Here is a 21014-nt window from a genome sequence, read left to right as displayed (position 1 = left end):
GCGTTGCACGGCGGGGCAGCGGGAGCTTGGGGATTTGCGCAACACCTCCGGCATGACAGGTCTCTGGCGTGCCGGCGGAGGCCTGCTGCTGCCCGGCTGCTCCGGCATCCAGTCCGCGCTGGACCCAGCGGGTTTCGAGGCGGCCGAGCTGGCGCGCCTGTTCTGGGTCATGCTGGCCGCCGGCACCGTCATCTGGCTGCTGATGCTGGCGCTCTCGCTGCATGCCGCCCGGCGCCGCGCCCGGCCCTGGAGCCCGCGCGCCGCGGGGCGCCTGATCCTCTGGGGCGGCGCGGTGGTGCCGACGCTGCTGCTCGCCGTGCTGCTGGTGTACGGCCTGGTGCTGATGCCGGCGCTGCGCGCCCCCGGCGGGCCGCTCCTCGTCGAGGTCGAGGCCGAGCAGTTCTGGTGGCGCGTCCGCTATCACCCGCCCGGCGGCGCCCCGGTGGTCAGCGCCAACGCGCTGCGCCTGCCGCGCGGCGAGCGGGTCGAGCTGCGCCTCTCCGCGCGCGACGTCATCCATTCCTTCTGGATACCGAACCTGGCCGGCAAGATGGACATGATCCCCGGCCGCACCAACCGCCTGGTGCTGGAGCCGCGGAAGGCGGGGCTCTACCGCGGGGCCTGCGCCGAGTTCTGCGGCGCCTCGCACGCGCTGATGGCCTTCGAGGTCGAGGTGATGGAGCCCGCGGACTTCGCCGCCTTCCTGGCGCGCGAGGCGGCGCCGGCCACCGCCGCGGGGCCGGGCCGCGAGGCCTTCCTGAAGCATGGCTGCGGCGCCTGCCACAGCGTGCGCGGCACCCCGGCGCGCGGCGTGATCGGGCCGGACCTGACGCATCTCGGCGGCCGGCGCGGCCTCGGCGCCGGCATCCTGGAGAACACCGCCGCGCAGCGCGCCGCCTTCATCGCGCGGGTCGGCCAGATCAAGCCGGCCGCGCGCATGCCGGACTACGCCATGCTGCCGCGCGGCGAGCTCGAGGCCATCGCCGGCTGGCTCGGAGACCTGCGATGAGCGCGGCGCCGGACGAGGCCCGCCGCGCGGCGCAGGAGGCGCGGCTGGAGCAGGCCTGGGAGACGCCCCGGGGTCTGCGCTACTGGTCGGCGGTGAACAACACCGAGGTGGGGCGATGGTACACCGCCACCGCCTTCCTGTTCTTCCTCTTCGCCGGCGCGCTGGCGCTGCTGGTGCGGGCGCAGCTCGCCGTGCCGGACAACGACCTGATCCCGGCCGGGCTCTACAACCAGGCCTTCACGCTGCACGGCACGGCGATGATGTTCCTGTTCGCCGTGCCGATCTTCGAGGCGGTGGCGATCCTCATCCTGCCCACCATGCTGGCGGCGCGCGACCTGCCCTTCCCCTGCCTGTCCGCCTATGGCTACTGGTGCTTCCTGATCGGCGGGATCTTCGTCTGCGGCTCGATCCTCTTCAACGCCGCCCCCGATGCCGGCTGGTTCATGTACCCGCCTCTGACCACCGACCCCGCGCTCACCGGCGTCGGCGCCGATATCTGGCTACTGGGCCTCTCCTTCATCGAGGTCGCCTCGATCGCCGCCGCCGTCGAGCTCATCGTCGGCGTGCTGAAGTGCCGGCCGCCGGGGATGCGCATCAACACCATGCCGCTCTATTGCTGGTACGTGCTGATCGTCGGCGGCATGATCCTCTTCGCCTTCCCGCCGCTGATCGCGGGCGACATCCTGTTCGAGCTGGAGCGGCTGGCCGGCTGGCCCTTCTTCGACGTCAGCCGCGGCGGCGACCCGGTGCTGTGGCAGCACCTGTTCTGGATCTTCGGCCACCCCGAGGTCTATATCGTCTTCCTGCCCTCGATCGCGCTGCTGGCGATGATCGTGCCGACCTTCGCGCGGCGGCCGATCATCGGCTATTCCTGGATCGTGCTCGCCGCCGTCGGCACCGGCTTCCTGAGCTTCGGTCTGTGGGTCCACCACATGTTCACCGTGGGCCTGCCGGCGATCTCGCTCGGCTTCTTCTCCGCCGCCTCCGAGGCGGTGGCGATCCCCACGGGCGTGCAGATCTTCGTCTTCCTCGCCACCATGCTGGCGGGGCGCATGACGCGCTCGGTGCCGATGCTCTTCGCCGCCGGCGCGCTCGCCATCTTCATCATCGGCGGGCTGACCGGCGTGATGGTGGCCATCGCCCCCTTCGACTGGCAGGCGCACGACAGCTATTTCGTCGTCGCGCACCTGCACTACGTGCTGATCGGCGGCATGGTGCTGCCGCTGATCGCCGGCGCCTACTACTACTTCCCGCTGGTGATGGCGCGGAAGCTCTCCGACCGGCTGGGCCGCTGGGTGTTCTGGCTGATGTTCCTGGGCTTCAACATCGCCTTCCTGCCGATGCACGTCACCGGGCTGCGCGGCATGCCGCGCCGCGTCTTCACCTATCCCGCCGGCATCGGCTGGGACACGCTGAACCTGGTCTCCTCGATCGGCGCCGCGGTCTTCGCCGCCGGCGTGCTGCTCTTCACCTGGGACGCCGTCTGGGGCTATCGCCGCCGCCCGCAGGCGCCGCGCAACCCGTGGAACGCCGGCACGCTGGAATGGCTGAACCCGCTGCCGGGGCCGGAATACGGCGTGCGCAGCGTGCCCGCCATCCGCTCGCGCTACCCGCTCTGGGACGATCCGGACCTGCCGCGCCGTGTCGACCAGGGCCTGGAGTTCCTGCCCGACGCGGAGGAGGGCCGGCGCGAGACGCTCGTCACCTCCGTGCTCGACGCGCGGCCGATCCAGTGCCTGCGCGTGCCCGGCAACAGCTTCCTGCCGATGATCGCGGCGGCGCTGACCGGCGCGGTCTTCATCCTGACCACCTTCCACCTCTACCGGGCGGGGCTGGTCCTTGGCCTCGCCGCCATGGCCGCCATCATCCTCTGGCTCTGGCGCGGCACGGCGGTGATCCCGGAGAAGCGCGAGAAGGACATCGGGCAGGGCGTCGCGCTGCCGCTCTACGCCTCGGGCATCCGCTCCGTCGGCTGGTGGGCGATGTTCATCACCATGACCGGCGACATGACCGCCTTCGCCAGCCTGGTCTTCAGCTACTTCTACTTCTGGACCATCCACCCGGTCTTCCCGCCGCCCGGGCCCGACGGCCTGCCCCTGGGGCCCGGCCTGCTCTGGCCCGGCCTCGCCGCGCTCGCCACCGCGGGCGCCTGGGGGCTGATGCTGGCGGCACGGCGCTGGAGCGGGCAGGGCGGCATCGCGGCGCCCCGCGCGGCGCTGGCCGGCGCGGCGCTGCTGGCGGCGGCGGGCGCCCTGGCCATGCTGGCCGGCCCCTGGGCGGAAGGGCTGGACCCGACCAGCCACGCCTATCCCGCCGCCGTCTGGGTGCTGCTGATCTGGGCGGCGCTGCACCTCGCGCTCGGCATCGTCATGAGCTTCTACGCCCTGGCCCGCAGCCTGGCCGGCCGGCTGACCCCCGAGCACGACATCGACCTGCACAATGTCGTCCTCTACTGGCATTTCGCGGCGCTGACCGGCTTCGTCACCCTGGCGACCGTCGCCCTCTTCCCGCTGGTCGGATGAGGCAAGCGGCATGCTGATCCACAACCGCCGCCACGCCGATCTCTGGACCCTGCTGGCGCCGCCCGCCATCTGGGCGCTGCACTTCCTGCTCTGCTATGTGCTGGGCGCCGTGGCCTGCGCCAAGGCGGGCGATCCCTTCGCCGCCATCCCGCTGCCGCGCCTCGGCGTCGGCCTCGCCACGCTGCTGGCCCTGGCGCTGATCCTGGTGGCCGGGCACCAGGCGCGGCGCCACTGGGGCTTCGGCACGGCGGATCCGCCGCACGACAACCCGACCGACGACGACCGGCAGCGCTTCCTCGGCTTCGCGACGCTGCTGCTCTGCGCGCTCAGCTTCGTGGCCGTGCTCTTCGTCGCGCTGCCGGCGCTGACTATCGCGGATTGCCGCTGATGCGCGGCCCCGCCCTGCCGCTCGGCCTCGGCGTGCTGGCGCTGGGCGTCCTGGCGCTGGCCTGGGGCGGGCCGCTGCGCTGGGCGCTCGGCGCCTCCTTCACCGGCCACATGGCGATGCACATGGCGGTGGTGGCGGTGGCGGCACCGCTGCTGGCGCTGGGCCTGGCGGCGCGGTGCCCGTCCGGCGGGGCGCTGGGCCGGCTGTCGGGCGCCCCGGTCCTGGCCTCGGCCATCGAGTTCGTCGTCATCTGGGGCTGGCACGCGCCCGGGCCGCACCGGGCGGCGCGCGAGAGCCTCGGGCTGATGGCGCTGGAGCAGGCGAGCTTCCTCGCCGCCGCGACCCTGGTCTGGCTGAGCTGCCTGGGCGCCGGGGCGGCGGAGAGCCGGCCGCGCCAGGCCGCCGGCATCCTGGGCCTGCTGCTGACCTCGATGCACATGACGCTGCTCGGCGCGCTGATCGGCCTCGCCCCGCGTCCGCTCTACCGCCATGAGGGGCATCCGGGCCATGCGGCCCCCGCCGGCGGCGAGGGCATCCCGGGCCTGACCGCGCTGGAGGACCAGGCCCTGGGCGGCGTGGTGATGCTGCTGGCCGGCGGCGGCGCCTATCTGGCCGGCGGCCTCTGGCTGGCGGCGCGGCTGCTGCGCGATCCCGCCCCGGAGGAAACGCGATGACCCTGCGCCTGACCTGGAAGCGCGTGCTGCTCGGCCTCGCCACCCTGCTGCTCGGCGGGATGCTGGTCGGCTGGTCCGGCGTCATCAACATCGGCGCCAGCGGCGGGCACTGGGCGGTGACGGAGTGGTTCCTGCACTGGGTGATGCGGAACTCGGTCCGCACCCACGCCCTTGGCATCGCGGCACCGCCGCTGGACGATCCCGCCCTGCTGCACCGGGGCGCCGGGCATTACGCCACCGGCTGCGCCCCCTGCCACGGCGCGCCGGGCGAGCGGCAGAACCCCATCGTCCAGGCCAGCCTGCCGCCGCCGCCGGATTTCGGCCGGGCGCTCGACGCCTGGACGCCGGAGCAGCTGTTCCGCATCGTCCAGCACGGCGTGCGCTACAGCGGCATGCCGGCCTGGGTGGAGCCCGGGCGGCATGACGAGATCTGGGCCATGGTCGCCTTTCTCCAGGCGCTGCCGCGGATGGAGGCCGAGCGCTACCGCGATCTGGCCTTCGGCGCGGCCGCCGGGCGGCAGCCGGGCTCCGGCGTCGCCGGCGGCGAGAGCCTGGCCGCGCCCCTGCAGGACATGCTGGCCGATTGCGCCCGCTGCCACGGTGTCGACGGGCGGGGGCGGGAGAACGAGGCCTTCCCGATCCTCGCCGGGCAGAGCGAGGCCTATCTCCACGACACGCTGCGCGCCTTCTCCGAGGGCCGCCGCCGCAGCGGCATGATGCAGCCTCCGGCGGCACGCGCGGACGAGGCGGCGCTGCGCGCCCTGGCGGCGCATTTCGCCGCCCAGGCACCCGCCGTTCCAGCAACGGCCGCCCCGTCGCGGGAGGCCGCGCCGGGCCTGCTGGCCGAGGGCGGGCGGATCGCGCGGGAAGGGCTGCCGGCGGAGGGCGTCCCGGCCTGCCTGTCCTGCCACGGCGCCGCCGCCCTGGCCCGCAACCCGGCCTGGCCGCGCCTGGATGGCCAGCACGCCGCCTATCTGGAGAACCAGCTCCGCCTCTGGCGGCAGGCGGCGCCGCGGGGTGGCGGCCCCCATGGCCCGGTGATGGAGACGATCGGCCGCCGCCTTCCGGCGGAGGCGGCCCGCGCCGTCTCCGCCTGGTTCGCCGCGCGGGCACCCGGCTCGCCCTGAAATCGCGGCGGCGCTGAGGGTTTGGTAATCTTCAGATGGGAGGCTGGAGGCAGGAAGACCGGAAAGGCCTGATCCGCATGCCCCTGCTTCAACGCCTCTCGATCAAGGCGAAGCTGACCTGCAGCTTCGGCCTGATGCTCCTGCTCCTGGCCGCGATGGGCGGCATGTCCCTGCATGGCCTGTCCCGGATGGACGAGGTCAGCAGCCGGATCGCCGACAGCCGCCTGCCCGCCCTGCGCGAGGCCGGGGGGTTGCGCGCGGCGCTGAACGAGGCGCGCGTCTCGGTGCTCTACCTGCTCCTGGTCAAGGACGCGCCGGCCCTGGAGGAGCAGGCCCGGCGGGTGGAGCGGCAGGCCACCGGCTTCGACACCGCGATACGGGATTTCCGGCGCCATATCACCACCCCGACCGGGCAGCAGATGGTCGACGAGCTGGCGCGGCACTGGGCGGCCTACAAGTCCGGCGCCGCCCGCGTGGCCGAGCTGGTGCGCGCGGGCCGCCTGGCCGAGGCCGAGGCGCTCAACCAGCAGGCCGTGCGCCAGGCGGCGGAGGGCGCCGCCGGCGTGATCGACTGGCTGATCGAGACCGCGGGCCAGCAGGCGGACGCCGCCCGCCGGCAGGGCGCCGAGACCACCGCCACCCTGGGCTCGCTGACCCTCGGCGTCCTGACGCTCGCCGTGGTGCTGGCCGTCGGCCTCGGCGTGCTGATGGTCCGGGGCATCGGCCAGGGCATCGCCGCCATCCTGCGGCCGATGGAGGCGCTGGCCGCGGGCCGGCTGGAGGCCGAGGTTCCGGATCTTGGCCGCGGCACCGAGCTGGGCGCCATCGCCACCGCCGTGCGGAGCTTCAAGGAGAGCCTGATCGAGGCCGACCGCCTGCGGGCCGCGCAGGAGGCCGACCGGCGGGGCAAGGAGCAGCGCGCCCTGGCGCTGGCCGAGCTGGTGCGCGGCTTCGAGGCCCGTGTCGGCGAGATGGTCGGCATCCTGTCCTCCGCCTCGACCGAGCTGGAGGCCACCGCGCGCGACATGAGCGGCACGGCCGAGCAGACCAACGGCCAGGCCAGCCAGGTCGCCACCGCCGCCGGCGAGGCGAGCGGCGGCGTGCAGACCGTGGCGGCGGCGACGGAGCAGCTGACCAGCGCCATCCAGGAGATCAGCCGGCAGGTCGCCCAGGCCACCGGCGTGGCCCGGCAGGCGGTGGAGAACGCGCAGCGCACCGACACGACGGTCTCCACCCTGGCCGAGGGCGCCGGCCGCATCGGCGACGTGGTCGGGCTGATCAGCGACATCGCCGGGCAGACCAACCTGCTGGCGCTGAACGCGACGATCGAGGCGGCGCGGGCGGGCGAGGCCGGCAAGGGCTTCGCGGTGGTGGCGAGCGAGGTGAAGTCGCTGGCCGCGCAGACCGCGAAGGCGACCGAGGAGATCGGCGGCCAGATCGGCCAGATCCAGCAGGCGACCCAGGAGGCGGTCGGCGAGATCCGCCGCATCGTCAGCACCATCAACGAGATGAGCCAGATCACCGTGGCCATCGCCGCGGCGGTGGAGGAGCAGAGCGCCGCCACCAGCGAGATCGCCCGCACGGTGCAGCAGACCGCGCAGGCGACGACGGCGGTCGGGCAGTCGATCGGCCTGGTGAGCCAGGGCGCCAGCAACACCGGGGCCGCCGCCTCGCAGGTGCTGGCGGCCGCCTCCGAGCTCTCGCGGCAGTCCGAGCGGCTGAACGGCGAGGTGCGCGACTTCACCACGCGGGTGCGCGCCGCCTGAACGGCGGCGCGCCCGGACGCCTCAGGCCAGGGCCTTCGAGACCTTCTCGTAAGTGCCCTTGCTGAGGCCGGGCCGGGCCAGGATGCGCTCCAGCTCCTGCCGCATCATCGCCCCGCGCGCGGCGTCCTGGCGCTTCCACTGGCCGAGCGGCCCGACCATGCGGGCCGCGACCTGGGTGTTCACCGCGTCGAGCCGCGCGACCATTCCCCCCAGGAAGCGGTAGCCCTCGCCGGAGGCATGGTGGAACCAGGCCGGATTGCCGCTGGCGAAGGCGCCGATCAGTGCGCGCACCCGGTTCGGGTTGCGCAGGTCGAAATCGGCATGCCGCGACAGGGCCTCGACCTGCGCCAGCAGGTCCGGGCGGTCGGCGGTGGCCTGGATCGCGAACCACTTGTCCAGCACCAGCTCGTCGTGCCGCCAGCGGGCGTGGAAATCCTCCAGCGCGGCCTCGCGCGCCGGGCCTTCCGCATCGGCCAGGACGCGCAGCGCCGCCAGCACGTCGGTCATGTTCTGCCGCGCCGCGTACTGCGCCTCGGCCCGCGCCAGCCCATCGCCGCCCTCGGCGGCGCCGAGATAGGACAGCGCGGCATTGCGCAGCGCCCGCCGCCCGATGGCGGCACCATCCGTCCGGTAGGGGCCAGAATCGGCCAGCCGGTCGTGCAGCGCGGCGAGGCGGGCGGCGAAGCGCGTGCCCAGCGCGCGGCGCAGGAAGCGGCGCACCGCGTGCACGGCCTCCGGATCGGCCACCGGCATCTGGTCGGCGACGAAATCCTCGGAGGGCAGCACCAGGGCCTCGGCGGCGAAGGCACGGTCCTCCTCCGCCCGGTCAAGCAGCGCGGCGGTGATGCCGGCCAGCCCCTCCGGCAGGACGAGCGGGCGCTGGGCGCGGACGTCGCCCACGAGGCGCAGCATCTCGGTCGTGGCGTATTGCTGGCCGGACTCCCAGCGGACGAAGGGGTCGCTGTCCTTCGCCGCCAGGAAGGCCAGGCTCTCCAGCGGCAGGCCGGACAGTTTCACCGGCGCCGAGAAGCCGCGCAGCAGCGAAGGCACGGGCCGTTCCCGCAGCCCCTCGAAGACGAAATCCCGCTCCGCCTCCTCCAGCAGCAGCACGCGCGGCGCTGCCGCCGGCCGCCCATCGGGGCCGATCAACCCCATGGCCACCGGGATCGGCACCGGCAGCTTCTCCGGCTGGCCCGGCGTCGGCGGCGTCGATTGCGCCAGCGTCAGGGTGTAGCGGCCCGCGGCGGCGTCGAAGGCCTCGCGCACCGCCACCTCCGGCGTGCCGGCCTGGGCGTACCAGCGGGTGAAGGCGGAGAGGTCGGTGCCGGAAGCCTCCTGCATGGCGGCGACGAAATCCTCGATCGTCACCGCCTGGTTGTCGTGCCGGGCGATGTAGAGGTCCATCCCCTTGCGGAAGTTCGCCTCGCCGATCAGGGCCCGCATCATCCGCACCACCTCGGCGCCCTTCTGGTAGACCGTGGCGGTGTAGAAGTTGTTGATCTCGACGTAGGAATCCGGCCGCACGGGATGCGCCATCGGCCCCGCATCCTCGGGGAACTGGGCGGCGCGCAGGCGGCGGACATCGGCGATGCGCCGGACCGCGGCGCTGCCTTGGTCGGCGCTGAAATGCTGGTCGCGGAAGACCGTCAGCCCTTCCTTCAGCGAAAGCTGGAACCAGTCGCGGCAGGTGACGCGGTTGCCGGTCCAGTTGTGGAAGTATTCATGCGCGACAACGGTCTCGATGCCCTCGTAATCCGCATCCGTCGCCGTCTCCGGCCGGGCCAGGATGTACTTGGTGTTGAAGATGTTGAGCCCCTTGTTCTCCATCGCCCCCATGTTGAAGTCCGAGACGGCGGCGATGTTGAACACGTCGAGGTCATATTCGAGGCCATAGGCCTCCTCGTCCCACCGCATCGAGCGTTTCAGCGCATCCATGGCGTGGTCGCAGGCGTCCTCGTCGCCGCGCCGCACCCAGATGGCGAGCGCGACCTCGCGGCCCGAGCGGGTGGTGAAACGGTCGCGCAGCGCCACCAGGTCGCCCGCCACCACGGCGAAGAGGTAGGAGGGCTTCGGATGCGGGTCGGTCCAGCGCGCCCAGTGCCGGCCCTCCGGCAGATCGCCCGCGCCGTCCGGGTTGCCGTTGGAGAGCAGCACGGGACAGCCAGCCCTGTCGGCCTCCAGCGTCACCGTGTAGCGCGCCATCACGTCCGGCCGGTCGGGGAAGTAGGTGATGCGGCGGAAGCCCTCCGCCTCGCACTGCGTGAAGTAGTTGCCGCCCGAGCGGTACAGGCCCGACAGCTCGCTGTTGGCCTCCGGGTCGATCTCCACCTCGGTCTCCAGGGTGAAGACATCGAGCACGCCGAGCACGGCCAGCCCGCCGCCCGGTTCGGCCCGCATCCGCGCGGGCGGCAGCACCTCGCCGTCCAGCCGCGCCGCGACGAGCCGCAGCGCCTCGCCGTCCAGCAGCAGATCCGCCGCCGCCGGCGCCGCCGGATTGCGCCGCAGCGCCAGCCGGGCGCGCACCCGCGTCGCCGCCGGGTGCAGGGCGAAGTGCAGATCGACCTCGTCGACCAGGAAGGCCGGCGGGCGATAATCCTCGCGGCGGATGGTCGGCGGGGGCGTGGTGGCGGATGGTTCGGCGGTCATGGCATCGCCCTCGGTCTGCGCGGCATTCGGGCCGGCAGTATGGACCCTGGGCGCCCCTTGACCATCCCCTTGACCGTCCCCTGGGCCACCCCCCCGACCGGGCGGCGGGCGGAGGCGGATTCCGCGCTTCCCCGCCGGGGCCCGGACATGCCACGCTGACCCCACCCGGCCGCCGGAGACGACGCGATGCGCCTGCAGGATTTCCGCGTACTGACCTTCGATTGCTACGGCACGCTCATCGACTGGGAAAGCGGCGTCCATGCCGGCCTGCGGCCCCTGCTGCGGCGTGGCGGGCTGGAGCTGGACCGCGACACGGTTCTCGAGGCCTTCGTCCGGCATGAATCTACCCTGCAGGCGGAATCCCCCGGCATGCTCTATTCCGGCCTGCTGGCGAATGTGCACCGCCAGCTGGCCGATGAATGGGGCATCGAGCCGGACGAGGCGGAACATCTGCGCTTCGGCGCCTCCGTGCCGGACTGGCCGGCCTTCCCCGACGCCGCCGGGGCGCTGGCCTACCTGAAGCGGCACTACCGGCTGGCCATCCTGTCCAATGTGGACCGCGCGAGCTTCGCCGGCAGCGCCCAGCGGTTCGGGACCGCCTTCGACATCGTCTGCACCGCCCAGGATATCGGCAGCTACAAGCCCAGCCTGCGCAATTTCGAACACCTGCTGGCGCGGCTGGCCGCCCTCGGCCATGGCCAGGGGGAGGTCCTGCATGTCGCGCAGAGCCTGTTCCACGACCATGCGCCGGCCAAGCGGATGGGCCTCGCCTCCGCCTGGATCGACCGGCGGCGCCATCCGGAAGGCTGGGGCGCCGCGTCGCCGCCCTCGTCCGGCGCCGGCTACGACTTCCGCTTCGCCTCGCTGGCCGGGCTGGCGGCGGCGCACCAGGCGGAGAAGGCGCGGCTCGGGGAATAGGGCGGCGCCCGATCCGTCGGCCTCGCGGAGCCGGGCCGCCCTGGCATGACGCTTGCTGGCCTCCGGGCGCGCGGCCCGCCGCCGCATGGCATGAGGGAGGCTGGGATCGTCATGAATCTGATCGGCGTCGATGTGGGCGGAACCTTCACGGATCTGGTGCTGGCCGAGACCGCCAGCGGCCGCGCCGTGATCCACAAGGTCTCCAGCACCCCGGCCGATCCCTCCCTCGGCGTCACGCGCGGCGTGGTCGAGCTGTGCGGCAAGGCCGGCCTCGCGCCGGGGGCGGTCGATCAGGTGCTACACGGCACCACCATCGCCACCAACGCCGTGCTGGAGCACCGCGGCGCGCTGACGGGGATGATCACCACGCGCGGCTACCGCGACGTTCTGCACATCGGCCGGCACCAGCGGCCGGAGCACTATTCCATCCAACAGCAGATCCCCTGGCAGGCGCGGCCGCTGGTGCGCCGCCGCCACCGCCATGTCGTGACCGAGCGGCTGGTGCCGCCGCGTGGCGAGGTGTTGGTGCCGCTGGACGAGGACGAGGTGCGCGCCGCCGCCCGGGAACTCCGGGCCGCGGGGGTCGAGGCCATCGCCATCTGCTTCCTCTTCTCCTACCTCAACCCGGCGCATGAGCTGCGGGCGCGGGACATCGTCCGGGAGGAGTATCCGGAGGCCTTCGTCACCACCTCGGCCGAGGTGGCGCCGCAGTTCCGCGAGTTCGAGCGCTTCACCACCGCCGCCATGAACGCCTTCGTCGGGCCGAAGGTGCGCGACTATGTCTCCCGCCTGGCCGCCCGGCTGCGCGAGGCCGGCGTCGGCGGCGACCTGCAGGTGATGGGCTCGACGGGCGGCGTCGCCTCGGTCGCCATGGTGGCGGAGCAGCCGGTGCTGACCATGCTCTCCGGCCCCGCCGCCGGGGTGCTGGGCGGCGCCTGGGCCGGCCGCCTTTCCGGCCGCGACGACCTGATCACCTTCGACATCGGCGGCACCTCGGCCGACATCGCCATCGTCAGTCGGGGCCGCTTCGGCGAGGCCTCGGCGCGCGACACCTGGATCGCCGGCTTCCCGCTGCTGGTGCCGATGATCGACATCCACACCATCGGCGCCGGCGGCGGCTCGATCGCCCGGCAGGATGCCGGCGGCGCCTTCCGGGTGGGGCCGCAATCGGCCGGCGCGCAGCCGGGCCCCGCCGGCTACGGGCGCGGCGGCACCGAGGCGACGGTGACGGACGCCAACATCGTCCTCGGCCGGCTCGACCCGGAGAACTTCCTCGGCGGCGGCATGACGCTCGATGCCGCCGCGGCGCGTGACGCGGTCGGCCGCTTCGCGCAGCGGATGGGCCTCGGTCTGGAGGCGGCGGCGCTCGGCATCCTCACGGTCGTCAACGCCAACATGGCGAACGCCATCCGCAGCCGCACGGTGCAGAAGGGCATCGACCCGCGCGACTACGCCCTGGTCGCCTTCGGCGGCGCCGGGCCGCTGCACGGGGCCGAGGTGGCGCGCCTGCTGGAGGGGCGCGCCGTGCTGGTGCCGCCGCATCCGGGCATCACCTCGGCCATGGGGCTGCTGACCACCGACCTCTCGGTCGATGCCGTGCGCACCTGCTTCCAGCTGTCGGACGCCATGGACCTGCCGCGCATCGCCGCCGACTTCACCGCCATGGAGGCGCAGATCGCCGCGCGCTTCGCCGCCGACGGCCTGCCCGCCGCCGCGGCGCGCTTCAGCCGCGCCGCCGACCTGCGCTACGCCGGCCAGGGCTACGAGCTGCGCGTCGCCTGGCCGGCGGAGGAGGCGGATGCGGCGGCCCTGCTCGCGCGCTTCCACGCCCAGCACAAGGCGGAATACGGCCACGCCTTCCCCGAGCGGGTGGTCGAGATCGTCAACCTGCGCGTCACCGGCGCCATCCCGCGGCCCCATCTCGGCGCGCCGCCGCCACGGGTGGGCGGATCGCTCACGGAGGCGCTGGTCCGGCGCGGCCCGGTGGTCTTCGGCAGCGCCGAGGCGCCGGAGGTGCACGACACGCCCTATCTGCGGCGCGAGCTGCTGCCGGTGGGCGCGGCGATCCCCGGCCCGGCCATCGTGCTGCAGACCGACAGCACCACGGTGGTGCCGCCCGGCTGCCGCCTGACCGCCGAGGCCGGCGGCAACCTGCTGATCGAACTCTGAGCCCGGAGACGGAGCCATGCGCGACACCACCCCGGATGCCGTCAACCCGGTCACCGTCAGCGTGCTGCAGGGCGCGCTGGAGACCATCGCCGTCGAGGTCGGCTACAAGCTGATGCGGATGGCCTATTCCTCGATCATCCGCGAATCGGAGGATTTCGGCGCCGCCCTGACCGACGAGACCGGGCAGGGCCTGGCGGAATCGGCGCAATCCACGCCGCTGCAATCCGGCCCCATCCCCGGCTACGTCAAGGCGGTGCTGGCGACGCTCGCCGCGCGGGGCGAGCCGGTCCGGCCCGGTGACGTCATCATGCACAACGACCCCTATGGCGGCGCCAGCCACGGGCCGGACGTCGCCTTCCTGGTGCCGGTGTTTCACGTGGATCAGGCGGGGGAGCACCTCGTCGGCTTCTCCGTCACCACGGCGCATCACCTCGACATCGGCGCGCTGACGCCCGGCTCCTGCGGCATCGTCGACGCCATCGACGCCTATGCCGAGGGGCTGCGCTTCCGGGCGATCAAGGTCCATGATCGCGGCGTCCGCAACGAGGCGGTCTGGCAGATGCTGCGCGACAACCTGCGCGCGCCGGAGCTGGTGGTGGGCGACATGGAGGCGCAGGTGGCGGCCAGCCGCATCGGCGCCGAGCGGATGGCGGCGCTGGTCGCGCAGCATGGCCTGGCCGGCTTCCGCGCCACCTGCGCCGCCATGCTGGACCAGGCCGAGCGGCTGATGCGCCGCGCCATCGCTGCCCTGCCCGAGGGGAGCTGGCGCGCCGAGACGCGGATCGACGGCTACCTGGACGACCCGGCGCGGCGCGACCTGCCGATCGTCGCCACCGTCACCAAGGTCGGCGACGGGCTGGTGGTGGACCTCGAGGGCACCGCGCCGCAGATCCCGGACCGGCCGATCAACATGCCCTTCCATGGCACGGTGGATGTCGCCGTCTGGCTCACCGTCCGCTCGGTGCTACTGGACACCGCCATCCTCGGCCATGTCCCGGTGAACGAGGGGCTGACGCGGCCGATCGAGATCCGCGCGCCGCGGGGCTGCCTCGCCAACCCGACCTTCCCGGCGCCCACCATCGCCCGCTTCTGCCCGGGCAACCAGCTGGCCGACACGGTGATGAAGGCGCTGGCCCAGGCGGTGCCGGGACAGGTCTCGGCCGGCATCGGCAACCTCAAGGTCATCGCCTTCTCCGGTCTGCGCGAGGAGGGGCACTGGGTGCACATGGAGATCTTCGAGGGCGCCTATGGCGGGCGGCCCGGGCAGGACGGCATGGACGCGGTGGACACGCTCTACGCCAACACCCGCAACAACCCGATCGAGGACATCGAGAGCCACCTGCCGCTGCGCGTGACCCGCTACGAGCTGCGCGAGGACGAGGCCGGCGCCGGCGAGTGGCGCGGCGGCCTCGGCTCGGTGCGCGAGATCCGCTTCCTGACCGATGCCGGCACCTCGGTCGAGGGCGAGGGCCACGCGCACCGGCCCTGGGGCTTCCTCGGCGGCGGCGCGGGCGCCACCGCCCGGCTCAGCCTGCTCGGCGCGGCGGGCGGCACGGCGGCGCTGCCCTCCAAGGTGCCGCACCGGGCGGTGAAGGCGGGCGACACCTTCCTCTGCGAGGGTCCGGCCGGCGGCGGCTATGGCGACCCCTTCCGGCGCGACCCGGCGCGGGTGCTGGAGGATGTGCTGGACGGGCTGATCTCCCCCGCCACCGCCCGGCGCGACTACGGCGTGGCGATCGCCGGGGAGGGCATCGACGAGGCCGCGACCCGCGCGCTCCGCACGGGCCGATAGCCCCCCGAGAGATGACCGAGGAGGGGGTGACCAGGGGAGGCGCCGGCCATTCCGCCCTGGCAGCCCCCCCGATTCCCCCCCTCTGGCCACCATCCGGCCGCCTGCCTATGCTCCGCGCCATGCCCGCCGATGCCGCATCCCTCCTCGCCCAGCGGCTGAAGGCCGAGCGCGAGGCCCGCGGCTGGTCGCTCGCCGAGCTGGCCGAGCGCTCTGGTGTCTCCAAGGCGATGATCAGCAAGATCGAACGGGACGAGGTCAGCCCCACCGCCGCCCTGCTCGGCCGGCTGTCCGGCGCCTTCGGCCTCAGCCTGTCGCAGTTGCTGGCGCGTGTGGAGCACGGCGCCGGCCAGCTCCTGCCCGCCGCCGCCCAGCCGCTCTGGAGCGATCCGGAAACCGGCTTCACCCGCCGCGCGGTGACGCCGGCCGGTGGCCCGCCGACACCGCTGGAGCTGGTGGAGGGCGTGCTGCCGCCAGGCCGTTCGGTGGACTACCCCGCCGCCGCCTTCGCCTTCATCCAGGACCAGCAGATCCTGCTGCTGGAAGGGCGGCTGGACTTCACGCAGGGCGCCTCGCGGCACGAGATGCATCCGGGCGACTGTCTCCGTCTCGGCCCGCCCGCGCCCTGCCGCTTCCACAATCCCGGCACGGCGGCGTGCCGCTACCTGGTGGCGCTGCTGCGGCGGTGAGGGGCGGCCGCCGGCCGGTTGGCAGGCCGCCCTCCGCCCCCTAGCATCCCGGCTGTCCGGGGCCGGCGACAGGCCCCGCCAAGGGAGCGTCCATCGCATGATCCATGTCATCGCCATCATCACCGCCAAGCCGGGCCAGCGCGAGGCCGTGCTGCGGGAGTTCCGCGCCAATATGCCGGCGGTGCTGGCCGAGGAGGGCTGCATCGAATACGGCCCGGCCATCGACGCCGAGCGCACGCCCGCCGCCTTCGGGCCGGACAGCTTCGTCGTCGTCGAGAAATGGGCCAGCCCGGAGGCGCTGAAGGCGCATGCCGCCTCGCCGCACATGCAGGCCTATGGCGAGCGCACGAAGGAGATGGTGGCGAGCCGGGCGATCCATATCCTGACGCCCGCATCCTGACGCCCGCATCCTGGCCCTGGCCGCCTGAGCCACGGCGCGCCCCGGGCCGGCCTTCACGCCAGGCGGAGGCCGGCCGCCGGATGCGGGGGCGCCAGCAGCGGCCCGGCGCCGAACAGCTTCTCGCGATAGGTGCCGGGCGCGTAGCCGGTCTTGTAGGCGCCCCGCTCCTGCAGAATCGGCACCACCAGGCGGACGAATCGCTCCAGCCCTTCCGGCATGACCGTGCGGGAGAGGTTGAAGCCGTCGACATCGGCCTCGGCGACCCAGGCCAGCAGCGCCTCCGCCACCTGCGTGGCGGACCCGACGATCGGCGGCTGCCGGCTGCCCAGGACGAACTGGTCGATCAGCCTCCGCTTGGTCAGCACCGCGCCCGCCGCCTGCCGCATCGCGGTGACATTGGACTGGATCGCCTGGCTGCCGCCGGCCTCGATCGGCTCGTCCATGCCGTAGCGGTCGAAGTCGATGCCCAGCGAGGCGGCGGCATGGGCGAGCGCCCCCTCGACGCTGGCGTGGCGGCGATACTCCTCCAGCAGGTCGCGCGCCTCGGCCTCGGTCGCCCCCACGATCACCGTGGCGCCGACCAGCACCTGGATGGGCCGTGGCGCGGCCCGGGCGCGCAGATCGGCCACCAGCGCCGCCACCTGCGGCTTCGGCCCGCCATTGAGGAAGACGCATTCGGCATGCCGCGCGGCGAAGGCGCGGCCCCGGTCCGAGGCGCCGGCCTGATAGAGCAGCGGCGTGCGCTGTGGCGAGGGCTCGCAGAGATGGATGGCGTCGAGCTGGTACTGCGGCCCGGCATGCCGCACCCGCCGGACCCGGGCGGGATCGGCATAGAGCCCGGCGGCCCGGTCCGCCCGCACGGCGTCCCCGGCCCAGCTGCCTTCCCAGAGGCGGTAGACCACCTCCATATACTCTTCAGCCAGGTCGTAGCGGTCGTCATGCGCCATCTGCCGCGCCAGGCCCATGGCGCGCGCCGCGCTGTCGAGATAGCCGGTGACGATGTTCCAGCCGACGCGCCCGCGCGTCAGGTGGTCCAGCGTGGACATCCGCCGGGCGAAGAGGAAGGGCGGCTCATAGGCCAGGTTGCAGGTGATGCCGAAGCCGAGATGCGTGGTCGCCGCCGCCATGGCCGGGACCAGCATCGCCGGGTCGAGCAGCGGCACCTGCACCGCCCCCCGCAGCGCGGCCTCCGGCCCGCCGCCCAGCACATCGTAGATGCCGAGCACATCGGCCAGGAAGAGGCCGTCGAACAGCCCGGCCTCCAGCGTCCGGGCCAGATCCACCCAGTGCTCCAGGCGGTTGTAGCCCAGGCTGTTGTCGCGCGGATGCGTCCAGAGCCCCTGCTGGATATGCCCGAGGCAGGCCATGTCGAAGGCGTTCAGGCGGATCTGGCGGGACATGACGGCGCTCCGGTGGGGTGCGCCGTCCACTATAATATCCTCTTCGTCTCGGATGGAAGCCGCCTCAGGCCTGGCGCTCGCCGAAGATCGCCGTGCCTACCCGGACATGCGTCGCACCGTGGCGGATCGCGGTCTCGAAATCGCCGCTCATCCCCATCGAAAGGGTGCGAAGGCCGAGTCGCGCGGCGCTTTCCGCCAGCGCCGCGAAATGCGGCGCCGGGTCCTCCGCGGCCGGGGGGATGCACATCAGCCCCTCGATGGCGAGGCCATGCGCCTCCCGGCATTCGGCGAGGAAGTCCGCCAGCCGGTCCGGATCGATCCCGGCCTTCTGCGGCTCCCGGCCGATATTGACCTGCGCCAGCAGGGCGGGCCGCCGCCCCTCGCGCCGCATGGCCTCGGCCAGGGCGGCGGCGAGCCGTGGCCGGTCGAGGCTCTCGATGACATCGGCCACCCGCACGGCGTCGCGCGCCTTGTTGGTCTGCAGGGCGCCGATCAGATGCAGGCGCAGCGCCGGATGGGCCGGGCGCAGGTCCGGGAACTTGCCCATCGCCTCCTGCACCCGGTTCTCCCCGAAGGTCGTCTGGCCGGCGGCCAGGGCGGCGGCCACCGAGTCGGCCGGATGGAACTTGGAGACGGCGACGAGCGTGACGCCGGCGGCATCGCGCCCGGCGCTTGCGCAGGCGGCGGCGATGCGGTCCTGGATGTGCTTCAGGTTGTCGGAGATGGAGGCCATGGCATGCGGACGGTAGAGGGCGCGGCATCCCGGCTCAAGCCGGGCCGCAGCCGGCGGGGCGCGGCGCTGCCCCGCCTCTGGCTGTTCAGCGATCCGGCGCGCCTGCCCGACCCCAGGCCCGCCGCCGCCGGCCTGCCCCGCGGCGGCGGGGTGGTGGCCCGCGGCCTGCCCCCGGCCCTGCTCGGAGAGATGGCGCGACTCGGGCGGCGGCGGAGGCTTGTCCTGCTCCTCGGCGCCGCGCCGCGCCCGGCCCTGGCCTGGCGGGCCGGGCTGCACTGGCCGGACCGGCCTGCCACCTCCGCCCTGCTGCCCTTCCTGCTGGCGCGCCGCGCGGGGCGGCCCGGGGCCTTCCTCTCGGTGGCGGCGCATGGCCCGGCCGGCCTGCGCCGGGCGCGGCGACTCGGGGCGGACCTTGTCTTCCTCTCGCCGATCTTCCCGACGCCCAGCCACCCCGGCGCCCCCGCCCTCGGCCCCTGGCGCTGGAGCGCACTGGCGCGCCGCGCCGGGCGGCCGGTCGCGGCGCTGGGTGGCGTGACCGCCGCCACCGCCCGCCAGGTGCCGCCGCCGGCCTGTGGCCTGGCCGCCATCACCGCCCTGTTGCCTCCGCGCCACAGTGTCTCAAGGAAGTCGCGCAGCGCTTTCACGGAGCATTGCCGCGCCTCGGCTGGCTGAACCATAGTCCGCCCCAGGCCTGAAACCCGCTTCATTCGGGGCGAGGGACCCTGCCGAGGGGGGCAGGCGGGCCGCGGGACCAGCCGGCACATTCCGGCGCGTGAGGAGGACTAGGGATGCGCAAGATTCTGTTGGCGACCACTGCGGTTGCCGCGGCCGCCGTGTTTGGGCCGGCCCCGGTTGCGGCTCAGGAAGCCCCGACGGTTCGGGTTGGCGGCTATTTCCGCTTCAACTACAGCTTCACCGACCAGGATCTGTCGAGCGGCGTCAACAACGGCGTCTCCACCGGCAAGTCCGACTTCGCCTCCGACACCGAGGTCCACGTGATCGTCGCCGGCAAGGCCGCCAACGGCCTGACCTACGGCGCGACCGTCGAGCTCCAGGTCGACATGTCCAACAACTCCAACTCGGCGTCGGACAACCTCGCCGCCCAGTCCAAGACGGGCGTCGACACCGACGAGATGTACATGTGGGTGGCCACGCCGCAGCTCGGCCAGCTCCGCATGGGTGACGAGGACGGCGTCCTCGGCGGCCTGATGAACTCCGGCCACATCACCAACTTCGGCACCGGCGGCATGGACGGCGACTGGTTCGACAGCGTGATCGGCGCCCCGCGCGCGACCACGATGCACCCCGGTGACATCGGCGACAACACCAAGATCATCTACATGTCGCCGCAGTTCTTCGGCTTCGACTTCGGCGGCAGCTTCGCCTTCAACACCGGCGAGGGCGAGGACGTCGGCTGCGCCGGCACCCTGCCGAACGCCAGCTGCGACCGCTTCACCTCGGGCCCCGGCGCGCTGCGCCGCCGCAACGAGTACCAGGTGGCGGCCCGCTACCGCGGTTCCTTCTCCGGCGTCGGCATGTCCATCACGGGCGGCTACATCGGCTCCGAGGTCGCCAAGAACACCACCGGCCTCTCCGGTGACAACATCAGCGTGGGCGTCGTCGGCGCGCAGTTCACCGCCTACGGCCTGCTGGTCGGCGGCTGGTACAACTGGGGCTCCTCGAACGGTGGCTGGAACCCGCTGGCCAAGGGCCAGGTCGACGGCCGCGACATGACCTCCTGGTTCGCCGGCGCCTCCTATACCTTCAGCGGCCTGACCGTCGGCGCCAACGCCTTCGATCTGCGCACCGCGGGCAGCCAGTCCGTGGCCGCCGGCCGCACCGATCGCGGCTGGTCGGTCGGCGCCTCCTACGCCCTGGCCCCGGGCCTGGCGCTGGTCGCCGAGTACAACCAGGTCCGCCGCAAGGAGAACGGCTTCAACTTCGCCACCGGCGCCGCCGGCACCGACAACAACGCCGTCGATGCCAACATCGTCATCGTGGGCACCCGCATCGCCTTCTGATCCTTCGGGATCGGGCATGCCGGGGCGGCGGGGAAACCCGCCGCCCTTTCCTGTTTTCGCCTCCGATCGCGCCGCTTCCGTTTTTGCGCTTGATCGCGCGCCCGGGCCGCCTATCGTGCCGCCGCCATGCGCAAGCTTTTCGCCTTAGGGCTGATCCTCCCCCTCCTCGCGGCCTGCAGCCAGGGCCGCCAGGTGCAGAACGACGAATACGGCGACGACAGCAAGCGGTCCCGCGTGCAGGGACGGCTCGGCGGATCGGACGGCATCCTGGTCTTCGGCACCGACCGCTCGCAGCCCGCCGGCGGCAGCCAGGAGGGCGGCGCCCTCGGCGTGAACGCCTATCTCTGGCGCGCCTCGCTGGATACGCTGTCCTTCCTGCCGCTGTCCTCCGCCGATCCCTTCGGCGGCGTCATCATCACCGACTGGTACTCGCCCCCCGCGACGCCGGGCGAGCGCTTCCGCGCCACCGCCTATGTTCTCGGCCGCCAGTTGCGCTCCGACGGCGTCCGCGTCTCGATCTTCCGCCAGGAACAGCGCAACGGCGCCTGGGTGGACGCGCCGGTGGCGCAGAGCACCAATGTGGACATGGAGAACCAGATCCTCGCCCGGGCGCGCGAGCTGCGCAGCCAGACGGCCTCCCGCTGAGGCCTGGCCGCATCCTGGCGCCGGGCGCGAAAGGCCCCGGCGCCAGGACGCGGGAGATCATTTCCCGCCCTTCCCTTTCCTTGGCGGCGACGAGGCCGTATCCCTCTCCCCCAGCCAC

At 73.3% G+C, this 21014-nt stretch carries 17 protein-coding genes; 14 read left to right on the top strand and 3 right to left on the bottom strand.

From position 1 onward, the window contains the following. The first annotated feature begins 34 nt into the window (after nt 1-34). The 6 genes from coxB to ACF3NH_RS07365 all read left to right on the top strand — a co-directional run bounded on the left by coxB (nt 35) and on the right by ACF3NH_RS07365 (nt 7486). Nucleotides 35-1009 (top strand): cytochrome c oxidase subunit II, encoded by a 975-nt coding sequence (gene coxB / locus ACF3NH_RS07390; protein WP_422922389.1) that lies wholly within the window; start codon nt 35-37, stop codon nt 1007-1009. After that, complete coding sequence (gene ctaD / locus ACF3NH_RS07385; protein ID WP_422922388.1) at nt 1006-3531, top strand: cytochrome c oxidase subunit I; 2526 nt, start codon at nt 1006-1008, stop codon at nt 3529-3531. Before coxB ends, ctaD begins: the two co-directional genes overlap by 4 nt. 10 nt (nt 3532-3541) lie before the next feature. Continuing rightward, nucleotides 3542-3919 carry a hypothetical protein gene (locus tag ACF3NH_RS07380; RefSeq protein WP_422922387.1) on the top strand — a complete coding sequence of 126 codons (378 nt, stop codon included), beginning with the start codon at nt 3542-3544 and terminating at the stop codon, nt 3917-3919. Continuing rightward, nucleotides 3919-4593 (top strand): cytochrome c oxidase assembly protein, encoded by a 675-nt coding sequence (locus tag ACF3NH_RS07375; protein ID WP_422922386.1) that lies wholly within the window; start codon nt 3919-3921, stop codon nt 4591-4593. The genes ACF3NH_RS07380 and ACF3NH_RS07375 overlap by 1 nt, the downstream gene beginning before the upstream one ends. Next, nucleotides 4590-5720 carry a c-type cytochrome gene (locus tag ACF3NH_RS07370; RefSeq protein WP_422922385.1) on the top strand — a complete coding sequence of 377 codons (1131 nt, stop codon included), beginning with the start codon at nt 4590-4592 and terminating at the stop codon, nt 5718-5720. The genes ACF3NH_RS07375 and ACF3NH_RS07370 overlap by 4 nt, the downstream gene beginning before the upstream one ends. Before the next feature lie 77 nt (nt 5721-5797). After that, nucleotides 5798-7486 carry a methyl-accepting chemotaxis protein gene (locus tag ACF3NH_RS07365; protein ID WP_422922384.1) on the top strand — a complete coding sequence of 563 codons (1689 nt, stop codon included), beginning with the start codon at nt 5798-5800 and terminating at the stop codon, nt 7484-7486. 21 nt (nt 7487-7507) lie between these two features. Here the strand turns inward: ACF3NH_RS07365 and pepN are convergent, their stop codons facing one another. Next, a complete protein-coding gene (pepN, locus tag ACF3NH_RS07360) occupies nt 7508-10132 on the bottom strand; it encodes an aminopeptidase N (RefSeq protein WP_422922383.1) in 2625 nt (874 codons plus the stop codon). Nucleotides 10133-10318: 186 nt separating this feature from the next. On the opposite strand from pepN, the gene ACF3NH_RS07355 reads away from it, so the two are divergent. The 5 genes from ACF3NH_RS07355 to ACF3NH_RS07335 all read left to right on the top strand — a co-directional run bounded on the left by ACF3NH_RS07355 (nt 10319) and on the right by ACF3NH_RS07335 (nt 16097). Beyond that, complete coding sequence (locus tag ACF3NH_RS07355) at nt 10319-11050, top strand: haloacid dehalogenase type II (RefSeq protein ID WP_198366954.1); 732 nt, start codon at nt 10319-10321, stop codon at nt 11048-11050. 111 nt (nt 11051-11161) lie between these two features. Then, nucleotides 11162-13219 (top strand): hydantoinase/oxoprolinase family protein, encoded by a 2058-nt coding sequence (locus ACF3NH_RS07350; RefSeq protein ID WP_198366955.1) that lies wholly within the window; start codon nt 11162-11164, stop codon nt 13217-13219. A gap of 16 nt (nt 13220-13235) precedes the next feature. Continuing rightward, complete coding sequence (locus ACF3NH_RS07345; protein ID WP_198366956.1) at nt 13236-15011, top strand: hydantoinase B/oxoprolinase family protein; 1776 nt, start codon at nt 13236-13238, stop codon at nt 15009-15011. A 119-nt stretch (nt 15012-15130) separates the two neighbouring features. Next, the gene (locus ACF3NH_RS07340; RefSeq protein WP_198366957.1) at nt 15131-15697 is read left to right on the top strand and encodes a helix-turn-helix domain-containing protein; all 567 of its coding nucleotides are present in this window, start codon (nt 15131-15133) and stop codon (nt 15695-15697) included. Nucleotides 15698-15794: 97 nt separating this feature from the next. Continuing rightward, nucleotides 15795-16097: a putative quinol monooxygenase gene (locus ACF3NH_RS07335; RefSeq protein WP_198366958.1), complete on the top strand. Its 303-nt coding sequence runs from the start codon at nt 15795-15797 to the stop codon at nt 16095-16097. A gap of 53 nt (nt 16098-16150) precedes the next feature. On the opposite strand, the gene ACF3NH_RS07330 is transcribed toward ACF3NH_RS07335, so the two are convergent. Then, nucleotides 16151-17497 carry an LLM class flavin-dependent oxidoreductase gene (locus ACF3NH_RS07330; protein ID WP_198366959.1) on the bottom strand — a complete coding sequence of 449 codons (1347 nt, stop codon included), beginning with the start codon at nt 17495-17497 and terminating at the stop codon, nt 16151-16153. A 64-nt stretch (nt 17498-17561) separates the two neighbouring features. Continuing rightward, nucleotides 17562-18230 carry a YggS family pyridoxal phosphate-dependent enzyme gene (locus tag ACF3NH_RS07325; RefSeq protein WP_198366960.1) on the bottom strand — a complete coding sequence of 223 codons (669 nt, stop codon included), beginning with the start codon at nt 18228-18230 and terminating at the stop codon, nt 17562-17564. Between the two features lie 3 nt (nt 18231-18233). On the opposite strand from ACF3NH_RS07325, the gene ACF3NH_RS07320 reads away from it, so the two are divergent. The 3 genes from ACF3NH_RS07320 (at nt 18234) to ACF3NH_RS07310 (ending at nt 20896) form a co-directional block, all read left to right on the top strand. Beyond that, a complete protein-coding gene (locus tag ACF3NH_RS07320; RefSeq protein ID WP_422922382.1) occupies nt 18234-18902 on the top strand; it encodes a thiamine phosphate synthase in 669 nt (222 codons plus the stop codon). 116 nt (nt 18903-19018) lie between these two features. Next, a complete protein-coding gene (locus ACF3NH_RS07315; RefSeq protein ID WP_422922381.1) occupies nt 19019-20251 on the top strand; it encodes a porin in 1233 nt (410 codons plus the stop codon). Between the two features lie 126 nt (nt 20252-20377). After that, nucleotides 20378-20896 (top strand): DUF3576 domain-containing protein, encoded by a 519-nt coding sequence (locus tag ACF3NH_RS07310; RefSeq protein ID WP_198366963.1) that lies wholly within the window; start codon nt 20378-20380, stop codon nt 20894-20896. Nucleotides 20897-21014: the final 118 nt, after the last annotated feature.

The organism is Pseudoroseomonas sp. WGS1072 (genome assembly GCF_049340465.1).
GTDB lineage: Bacteria > Pseudomonadota > Alphaproteobacteria > Acetobacterales > Acetobacteraceae > Pseudoroseomonas.
The sequence above is the reverse complement of the archived record's forward strand: the minus strand, read 5'-3'. Positions and strand labels throughout refer to the sequence as shown.

Bases quoted from the DNA above. Each gene is read 5' to 3' on its own strand.
- ACF3NH_RS07335 (WP_198366958.1), top strand. From the start codon at position 15,795: ATGATCCATGTCATCGCCATCATCACCGCCAAGCCGGGCCAGCGCGAG.
- ACF3NH_RS07355 (WP_198366954.1), top strand. From the start codon at position 10,319: ATGCGCCTGCAGGATTTCCGCGTACTGACCTTCGATTGCTACGGCACG.
- ACF3NH_RS07375 (WP_422922386.1), top strand. From the start codon at position 3,919: ATGCGCGGCCCCGCCCTGCCGCTCGGCCTCGGCGTGCTGGCGCTGGGC.
- ACF3NH_RS07380 (WP_422922387.1), top strand. From the start codon at position 3,542: ATGCTGATCCACAACCGCCGCCACGCCGATCTCTGGACCCTGCTGGCG.
- ACF3NH_RS07345 (WP_198366956.1), top strand. From the start codon at position 13,236: ATGCGCGACACCACCCCGGATGCCGTCAACCCGGTCACCGTCAGCGTG.
- ACF3NH_RS07310 (WP_198366963.1), top strand. From the start codon at position 20,378: ATGCGCAAGCTTTTCGCCTTAGGGCTGATCCTCCCCCTCCTCGCGGCC.
- ACF3NH_RS07370 (WP_422922385.1), top strand. From the start codon at position 4,590: ATGACCCTGCGCCTGACCTGGAAGCGCGTGCTGCTCGGCCTCGCCACC.
- pepN (WP_422922383.1), bottom strand. From the start codon at position 10,132: ATGACCGCCGAACCATCCGCCACCACGCCCCCGCCGACCATCCGCCGC.
- ACF3NH_RS07325 (WP_198366960.1), bottom strand. From the start codon at position 18,230: ATGGCCTCCATCTCCGACAACCTGAAGCACATCCAGGACCGCATCGCC.
- ACF3NH_RS07340 (WP_198366957.1), top strand. From the start codon at position 15,131: ATGCCCGCCGATGCCGCATCCCTCCTCGCCCAGCGGCTGAAGGCCGAG.
- ACF3NH_RS07350 (WP_198366955.1), top strand. From the start codon at position 11,162: ATGAATCTGATCGGCGTCGATGTGGGCGGAACCTTCACGGATCTGGTG.
- ctaD (WP_422922388.1), top strand. From the start codon at position 1,006: ATGAGCGCGGCGCCGGACGAGGCCCGCCGCGCGGCGCAGGAGGCGCGG.
- ACF3NH_RS07330 (WP_198366959.1), bottom strand. From the start codon at position 17,497: ATGTCCCGCCAGATCCGCCTGAACGCCTTCGACATGGCCTGCCTCGGG.
- ACF3NH_RS07315 (WP_422922381.1), top strand. From the start codon at position 19,019: ATGCGCAAGATTCTGTTGGCGACCACTGCGGTTGCCGCGGCCGCCGTG.
- ACF3NH_RS07365 (WP_422922384.1), top strand. From the start codon at position 5,798: ATGCCCCTGCTTCAACGCCTCTCGATCAAGGCGAAGCTGACCTGCAGC.
- ACF3NH_RS07320 (WP_422922382.1), top strand. From the start codon at position 18,234: ATGCGGACGGTAGAGGGCGCGGCATCCCGGCTCAAGCCGGGCCGCAGC.